The organism is Dietzia timorensis (genome assembly GCF_020742175.1).
In the GTDB taxonomy this organism is placed as follows: domain Bacteria; phylum Actinomycetota; class Actinomycetes; order Mycobacteriales; family Mycobacteriaceae; genus Dietzia; species Dietzia timorensis_A.
In genome coordinates, this window is record NZ_DYXM01000143.1 from 1 (window position 1) to 8,639 (window position 8,639).

General features: G+C 65.9%; 8 protein-coding genes. All 8 read left to right on the forward strand.

The window, feature by feature from the left end; translation table 11 throughout:
* The coding region (locus K8V11_RS07730) for an adenosylhomocysteinase (protein WP_303912332.1) at positions 1–478 on the forward strand (478 nt) is incomplete at its 5' end.
* Positions 479–485: 7 nt separating this feature from the next.
* Positions 486–1,148 (forward strand): dTMP kinase, encoded by a 663-nt coding sequence (locus tag K8V11_RS07735; RefSeq protein WP_303912335.1) that lies wholly within the window; start codon positions 486–488, stop codon positions 1,146–1,148.
* 48 nt (positions 1,149–1,196) lie between these two features.
* Positions 1,197–1,877 carry an MtrAB system response regulator MtrA gene (mtrA, locus tag K8V11_RS07740; RefSeq protein WP_303912337.1) on the forward strand — a complete coding sequence of 227 codons (681 nt, stop codon included), beginning with the start codon at positions 1,197–1,199 and terminating at the stop codon, positions 1,875–1,877.
* A complete protein-coding gene (gene mtrB, locus K8V11_RS07745) occupies positions 1,874–3,667 on the forward strand; it encodes an MtrAB system histidine kinase MtrB (protein WP_303912341.1) in 1,794 nt (597 codons plus the stop codon). Before mtrA ends, mtrB begins: the two co-directional genes overlap by 4 nt.
* A complete protein-coding gene (locus K8V11_RS07750) occupies positions 3,664–5,421 on the forward strand; it encodes an LpqB family beta-propeller domain-containing protein (protein WP_303912343.1) in 1,758 nt (585 codons plus the stop codon). The genes mtrB and K8V11_RS07750 overlap by 4 nt, the downstream gene beginning before the upstream one ends.
* 187 nt (positions 5,422–5,608) lie before the next feature.
* Positions 5,609–6,139, forward strand: a complete 531-nt coding sequence (locus K8V11_RS07755) for a ComF family protein (protein ID WP_303912346.1) — start codon at positions 5,609–5,611, stop codon at positions 6,137–6,139.
* 226 nt (positions 6,140–6,365) lie between these two features.
* Complete coding sequence (raiA, locus tag K8V11_RS07760) at positions 6,366–7,136, forward strand: ribosome hibernation-promoting factor, HPF/YfiA family (protein WP_303912349.1); 771 nt, start codon at positions 6,366–6,368, stop codon at positions 7,134–7,136.
* Positions 7,137–7,391: 255 nt separating this feature from the next.
* The coding region (locus K8V11_RS07765) for a DEAD/DEAH box helicase (RefSeq protein ID WP_369693053.1) at positions 7,392–8,639 on the forward strand (1,248 nt) is incomplete at its 3' end.

Consider the following 8,639-nt stretch of genomic DNA (forward strand, 5'->3'; position numbering starts at 1 on the left):
CGGCAACAAGGACATCATCACCTTCGAGAACATGAAGGCGATGAAGAACAAGGCGATCCTCGGCAACATCGGCCACTTCGACAACGAAATCGACATGGCCGGGCTTGAGGCGTCCTCCGACGTCACCCGCATCAACATCAAGCCGCAGGTCGACGAGTTCGAGTTCGCGTCGACGGGACGCTCGATCATCGTGCTGTCCGAGGGCCGCCTGCTCAACCTGGGCAACGCCACGGGCCACCCCTCGTTCGTCATGTCGAACAGCTTCGCCGACCAGGTCATCGCGCAGATCGAGCTGTTCACCAAGGCCGATCAGTACCCGATCGGCGTGTACCGCCTGCCGAAGATCCTCGACGAGAAGGTCGCCCGCCTCCACGTGGAGGCGCTCGGCGGAACGCTCACCAAGCTCGCCAAGGACCAGGCCGAGTACATCGGCGTCGACGTCGAGGGCCCGTTCAAGCCCGAGCACTACCGCTACTAGCCAGGGGTTGACGTCGGACGTGGGGATTCTCGTCGCGATCGAAGGTATCGACGGAGCCGGCAAGAACACGCTGGTCTCCGCCCTCGAGTCGGCGCTGGACGCGCGCGGGCTGAGCTCGGCGCGGCGAGCATTTCCCCGTTACGGCACCCACCACGCGGACCTGGCGGCCGGCGCCCTGCGCGGCCGCCTCGGTCCGATCTCCGGTTCGCCGGAGGCCATGGCGCTACTGTTCGCGCTCGATCGTGCGGCCGCGACGGTCGACCTTCTCGCCGCGAAACGCGAGGTCGACGTGCTGTTGTGCGACCGCTATGTCGCGTCCAACGCGGCCTATTCCGCAGCGCGGCTGGGGGAGCGGAGCTTCTCCGACGTCATCGAATGGATTGAAGCGATGGAGCACGAGGATATGGGCGTCCCGCGGGCAGACGGCTATATTCTGCTCCCGACCCCGGTGACCGAGGCGCGACGGCGGGCCGATTCGCGGGCCGCGGGAGATGCCAGCCGCGAACTCGACGCCTACGAAACCAATGCGCAACTGCAGGCCGATACCGCCGCCGCATATGAGAGACTTGCCGAAATGGAGTGGACCGCTCCGTGGTGGCGCGCGGAACTCGGCGTGCCGCCGGAGGACGCTGCGGCCATGCTTGCCGACCGCATCGCGACGCTCGCATAAGATGCCATTAGACCGAATAACGATTCCGAAGCTGTCAAAGTAGAGGTCATGAGCCCGAAGATTCTGGTTGTCGACGACGACGCCGCGCTGGCGGAAATGCTCACTATTGTGCTCAAGGGCGAAGGCTTTGAGCCGACTGTCGTGGGCGACGGCACCTACGCGGTGGAGACCTTTCAGGAGGTTCGCCCCGACCTGGTGCTGCTCGACCTCATGCTTCCCGGCAAGAGCGGTATCGATATCTGCAAGGACATCCGCCTCGAATCGCGGGTGCCGATCGTCATGCTCACCGCGAAGACCGACACGGTCGACGTGGTGCTCGGGCTCGAATCGGGCGCCGACGACTACATTCTCAAGCCGTTCAAGCCGAAGGAGCTCGTCGCCCGCATCCGCGCTCGCCTGCGCCGCGGCGACGACGAGCCGGCCGAGGTGCTGCACATCGCCGACGTGTCGATCGACGTGCCGGCGCACACCGTGATCCGCGACGGCGAGGCCATCCCGCTCACGCCACTCGAGTTCGAGCTGCTCGTCGAGCTGGCGCGCAAGCCGCGGCAGGTCTTCACCCGTGAAGTGCTGCTGGAAAAGGTGTGGGGCTACCGCCATCCCGCCGATACGCGCCTCGTGAACGTCCACGTCCAGCGCCTGCGCGCGAAGATCGAGCTGGACCCGGAAAACCCCGAGATCATCCAGACCGTGCGCGGTGTCGGATATAAGGCGGGCCCCGTCCAGTGAAGGTAGCCGCATTGGGGGCGTGGCTTCGCCACGTGATCTCCAGGGTGCGGCGAGCGTGGCGGCGCTCCATGCAGCTCCGCGTCGTGTCCTCGACGTTGGCGCTGTCGTTCACCGTCATCATCGTCGTCGCGTTCATGCTGATGCAGCAGATGACGGAATCTCTCCTTCAGTCCAAGCTGTCCGCAGCCGTCGACCAGACCTCGCGGATGCGGGGGACGGTCGAGATGCAGATCGCGGCGACAGACGACGCCTCGCCCGACCAGTCCCGACTCGACGCCGCGCGTAACTCGCTCGGCGACCGTGGGCTCGCCGGCGGCGATCAGGCGGTGTCGGCCGGGACGTTTGACCCGATCCTCGTCGCTCCCGGCAGCGCCGGTCGCGAGCAGGTCGTCAGCCCCATCGGCGCGCAGATCCCGGAGGAGCTGCAGAACCAGGTCGAGCAGGGGCGCATCGCCTCCCAGTTCGCGACCGTCTCGTTCCGCGGCCAGGTCACCAAGGCGTTGATCATCGGCACGCCCACCGACTCGCGGATCCCCAACCTGCAGCTCTACCTCGTGTTCCCGCTCAGCGCCGAAGAGCAGACGCTCAGCATCATGCAGAACACGATCATCACCGCCGGCCTCGCGCTGATCCTGTTGTCCGCGGCGATCGCGTGGATCGTGACGAGGCAGGTCGTGCTTCCCGTGCGGCAGGCGGCGTCGATCGCCTCGCGCTTTTCCGAAGGTCATTTCAAGGAACGCATGGTCGTGCGCGGTGAGGACGACATGGCGCGCATGGGGAATGCCTTCAACTCGATGGCCGAATCACTTTCGCAGCAGATCCATAGCCTCGAGGAGTACGGCAACCTGCAGAAGCGGTTCACCTCGGATGTCTCGCACGAGCTGCGCACCCCGCTCACCACGGTGCGCATGGCCGCCGACATCATCTCCGACGATGCCGAAGAGTTCGCTCCTCCGACCAAGCGAGCCGTCGAGCTTCTCGAGTCCGAGCTCGACCGCTTCGAGGCTCTGCTCACCGACCTTCTCGAGGTCTCGCGCCACGACGCCGGCGTCGCCGAACTCGATACCTCACACGTGGACGCGCGGTCCCCGGCTTTCGACGCGCTCGACACCGTTTATCACCTTGCCGACCAGGCGGGCACGTCCATCGAGACACACATGCCCGACGATCCGGTCGTCGCCGACGTCGATCCGCGCCGCGTGGAGCGGGTGCTGCGCAACCTGCTCGCCAACGCCATCGACCACTCCGAGCAGAAGCCCGTCGCGCTGTACCTGGGCGCCAACGAGGACACCCTCGCGTTCGGCGTGCGCGACTACGGGGTCGGCCTCAAGCCCGGCGAGGCGCAGCTCGTTTTCAACCGCTTCTGGCGCGCCGACCCGTCCCGAGTCCGCCGCTCCGGCGGCACCGGACTCGGCCTCGCAATCTCGCTGGAGGACGCGAAGCTGCACGGCGGCACGCTCGACTGCTGGGGCGACCCCGGCAACGGCTCCTTCTTCCGTCTCACGCTCCCGCGCTTCGAGGGCGCCGAGTTGGGGGAGAGCCCTCTTCCGCTTCCGCCGTTCGACGTGCAAGATTTCGTGCAGACCTCGCAACGGCGCGAGCTGACGGACGGCAAGTCCGCCGGAGCGTCGCCGGCAGCGGGAGAGACTGGCGGCGCTGACCTCGACTCCGCCGAGGATGGCGAAACGCCCGAGATCCCCGAGATCCTCGGCGAGCCCACGTCCGGCGACTCCGGTTCGCCGGACGAGGGCAGCACCGCACGAATCGAGAAAGGACAGGACGAGTCATGACGGCGAAGCGTTCCATCCGCCTGAGGCGACGAGTCCTCCCGTTCGCGGCAGTCGCGGTCGCGGCGATCACAGGTCTCACAGGCTGCGTGACCCTGCCCTCGTCGTCCACCCCGCGCGTTATCGACACGTTCGCCCCGCGCGCGAGCAACGACGACATTCCCACCCCGGTACCGAACCAGGAACCGGACATGCTCGTGCGCGACTTCATCAAGGCTTCGGCGCTCCCGGACCAGCGCCACGCGGCCGCGCGCCAGTTCCTCACCCCCGAGGCGAACGAGAAGTGGAACGATGCCGAATCGGCGACGGTCGTGCTGCGCGCCAACCTCAGCGCCGCGGGCCGGCGAACAGAGGACCGTGCCAGTTACACCCTTCGCGCCCAGCGCGTCGGCGTGCTCGAGGAGGGCGGTGTGTTCACCGCCGGCGAGGGTGAGGTCACCGCGGAGATCGAGCTCGTTCGAGTCGACAACCAGTGGCGCATCGAAGGGCTGCCCCCGGGCGTGATCATGGAGCGCACCGAGTTCTACACGAACTACTCCATGCACAATCTCTACTTCCTCGATCCCGACCGCGACGCGCTCGTTCCTGACCCACGTTGGCTGAGCGCATCGAGCATCGAGGTCGCGCCGTCGCTGCTCAACATGATCGCCGGCGACCCGCGCCCGTCGCTCACCGAATCGGTCACCAACAGGCTCGGCCCTTCGGTCTCGGTGCGCCCGTCCGAAACCGGTGCCGAGGGCGAGGGCACGACCGTCGACTTCCAGGGCCTGCCGACGATGTCGAGCGAGGAGATCCAGGAGTTCGCGGCCCAGGTCGTGTGGACTCTCAATGACGCCGATATTCCTGGGCCATACCGTCTCGAACGCGATGGCTCGCCCATCGACGAGCGGCGCGCGGGAGGCTGGCGCGTCGAGGACGTCTCCGATTTCGATCCCGATCCGGACACCCCTCAGCTCGAATACGTGCTGACCAGCGGTGACGGTCTCGTCCGTCTTACGGGTCAGTCCGCGCAGCGCTTCGGCGGGGAGTGGTCGGAGATCCCAGACACGCGCTATGCACGGCTCAGCCCCAACGGCGAGGATCTTGCCCTGGTTGCGGGGGACGGACCCAATGCCGGGGGCGCCGTACTCAAGGTCGGCCCGGTGGACGGTGAGCCCGCCGATATTCTGCGCGGCCCCGGCATCACCTCTCCCACGTGGAGCAATGTCGACGACTCTCTGTGGTTCCTCGGCGCCGGCGGTCGCATCTCGCGCCTGTCGAACCCCACCGACCCCTCGTCGGCAGGGGAGGTCGGGCAGGACGCGCTCGACGATGTCGACGGCAACGTCACAGACATGGCGCTCGACCCGACCGGCGTGCGCCTGTTCTTCGTCGCCGACGGGCAGGCCTACCTGTCGGTCATTTCCTACCGCGACCGCGGCACACCAGAGCTGGGGCCGCCACTGCGCATCGGGCAGGCACTGGAAAACACGGTGACGTCGGTGGGCTGGCTCGACAGGGAGTCCGTCCTCGTGGGGCGCTCCGCCGTGGAAGCGCCGGTCGCCCGCATCACCGTCGACGGCGCGATGACCGAATCGCAGTCCGGCCGCAACATCTCCGCCCGCATCGACGCGGTAGCCGCGACCGGGAAGAGCATTTACGCCCTCGACCAACGCTCGCTCCTGCAGCTCGACACCCAGATCGAGGAATCCGAACGCTACTGGCGCGAGGTACCGGGCCTGTCTGGTATCCGTGCATTCCCGGTGGTCCGCGGCTAAGGACATGCTCGGCGCCATCGCGGACCTCGTTGCACCCAGGACGTGCGCGGGCTGCGGCGTTCGCGGTGAAGCGTTATGCCGGGCATGCCGAGCCGAGCTGCGAGGCTCGCCGTTGCGCGTGCGACTGCGCGCGGACGTGCCGGTTCCGGTGTTCGCCTGCGGCAGGTACGGCGGAACATCTCAAGCGGTGATCAACGCATACAAGGAAGACGGACGCAGCGAGCTGTCTCGGGAGCTCGGCGACAGCGCTGCGCAGCTTCTCTGGGAACTCATCGACCTCGGCGAGATTCCCGAACCCCACGACACCCCGCTCGCCCTCGTGCCCGCGCCGGCGAGCGCGGCCGCCGTCCGCCGCCGCGGATTCGATCACGTCGCCCGCTGGGCAGAGCGCACGACGCGGGTGCTCTCGGCCTCGCTTCCGTCCGGCTCCGTCGTCATGACCAGGCCTTTGAAGGTGCGGGGGAGAGTGCGGGACGCTGCAGGGCTGTCTGCCGGTGCGCGTGCGGAGAACCTCGCCGGCAACATCGTCGCCGCGCCGCCACGGATCCTCGGCGGTGACGACCCCGCGAAAGTGTGGGCCCAGATGCGCGGTGGAAGGCGGCACGTGGTTCTCGTCGACGATGTCGTGACGACCGGCGCGACGATGGCCGAATGCGTACGCGCGCTTGCCCGGATCGGGCTGCGCACCGATTCCGCGGTGGCATTGCGCGCGGCGTGATCAGGGGCCGATCGGGCGCCCGGGAAACATGGCGAGAGCAAATTCGATCGACCGCGACACCCGCGCGTCGAGAAGGGTTAAAGTGAGTTACGGGAAGGAATACAGTTCTTCCTCTTCCGGTTAACTCTAGCCGCGGGGTCGGGGTTTCCTTCCTGGTCAAGACAGTTCACGTTGCCTCGTGGACCTGCGACCGCATTCCGCGAGGCCGGAGTAGGAGGAGCTTCCTATGTCGAAGACCCCCGTAGTCGAGCTTGATCCCCGGACCTTCGATGGTCCCGAGGTCGAAGGTGCCGAGGAACTCGAGGCCACGGTGCGCATTCGCGGCCGAAACGTCGAGGTTCCCGACCATTTCGTCGACCGCATTCACAACAAGCTCTCGCCGGTCGAGAAGATGAATCCCAACACCATCACTCGATTCGACGTCGTTCTCTTGCACGAAAAGAATCCGCGGCACGGTGATACCGCGCAGCGACTTGAGATCACGGTTCGTTCGCGGTCGGGGGTCGCGCGCGCAGAGGCTGCGGAAGACACCTTCTACAACGCACTCGACTCGGCCGTGGCCAAGCTGATGCGCCAGATTCGCAAGGCGCGCACGCGGAAGAAGATCAGCCACTCGGGACACCGCCGCCCGACGTCGGTGGCAGAGGCGACCGCCGAGCTTTCGGAAATGTCTGCGTCGATCGAGGCGATCGAGGAAAACGCCGTGAGCGATTCCGCCGACGGGCACACCGACGGGCACGCCGACGAGCACGACGAGGGGCCGGGCCGTGTGGTCCGCAACAAGTCCTACAGCGGCGAACCGATGTCGGTTGACGACGCGCTGTCCCAAATGGAGCTGGTCGGCCACGATTTCTACCTGTTTCGCGATGTGGAGACCGGACTTCCCAGTGTCGTCTACCGGCGCAAGGCCTTCGACTACGGTCTGATTTCGTTGAACGAGGAGGGTACGACGAGCCCCGGATCGGATGAGCGCGACGATTCCGCGCTACTCGGATAACGACACGAAGGGCTTCGGCGTCCGCATCGTCCCTGGATGAGGGGTGTGGGCGCCGTCGTCGTGTGCGCCGTCGGTATGGAGCTCAGCCCACATGGCGACTACGATGGGCGAAGGCGTGCTCCCGCGCGGACACGATGCCGCTCTTTTTCGAGGTGGCAGGCAGGTCGCCGACCGGCTGATGTCCTCGCGGGCACATGAAACATATTGACCAAACCTCAGGGGACGTATTTAGCTGTGGCCGTTCTACAAAAGATCATGCGCGTTGGCGAAGGCCGGAAACTCAAGGCCTATAAGGGTCTTGCCGAGGCTGTCATCGCGAAGTCCGATGAGATGGAAGCGCTGAGCGACGCCGAGCTCCAGGGCAAAACCGATGAGTTCAAGAAGCGCGTGGAAGATGGCGAGTCTCTCGACGATCTCCTCATCGAGGCGTTCGCGGTGGGCCGCGAGGCCTCGTACCGCGTTCTCGGGCAGAAGCACTTCAAGGTTCAGATCGTAGGCGCCATCGCGCTGTTCGCGGGCAACGTGGCGGAGATGAAGACCGGTGAGGGCAAGACCCTCACCTGTGTGCTCCCCGCCTACCTCACCGCGCTCGGCGGCAAGGGCGTTCACGTCGTCACCGTCAACGACTACCTCGCCAAGCGCGACTCGGAGTGGATGGGCCGCGTGCACCGTTGGCTTGGTCTTACCGTCGACGCGATTGTTTCGCAGCAGTCTCCCGATCAGCGCCGCGAGGCCTACAACTGCGACATCACGTACGGGACGAACAACGAGTTCGGCTTCGACTACCTGCGCGACAACATGGCGATGCGCATCTCCCAGCGCGTCCAGCGCGGTCACAACTACGCGATCGTCGACGAGGTCGACTCCATTCTCATCGACGAGGCGCGTACCCCGCTGATCATTTCCGGCCCCGCCGACGCCACGTCGACGCGTTGGTACAAGGAATTCGCGCGACTGGCGCCGCTCATGAAACTTGATGAGCACTACGAGGCGGACCAGAAGAAGCGCACTATCGGTATCCACGAGGCGGGCGTCGAGTTCGTCGAGGACCAGCTCGGTATCGACAACCTCTACGAGTCCGCGAACTCGCCGCTGATCAGCTACCTCAACAACTCGATCAAGGCCAAGGAGCTGTTCAGCAAGGACAAGGACTACATCGTCCGCAAGGGTGAGGTTGTCATTGTCGACGAGTTCACCGGCCGCGTGCTCGACGGGCGCCGATACAACGAGGGCATGCACCAGGCCATCGAAGCCAAGGAAGGCGTCGAGATCAAGGCGGAGAACCAGACCCTCGCCACGATCACGCTGCAGAACTACTTCCGCCTCTACGACAAGCTCGCCGGAATGACCGGTACCGCCGAGACCGAGGCCGCCGAGCTGCACCAGACCTACAAGCTCGACGTCGTCGCGATTCCCACGAACCGTGAGGTCCAGCGCGACGACCAGTCCGATCTCATCTACAAGACCGAGGCAGCGAAGTTCGCTGCGGTCGTCGAGGAGATC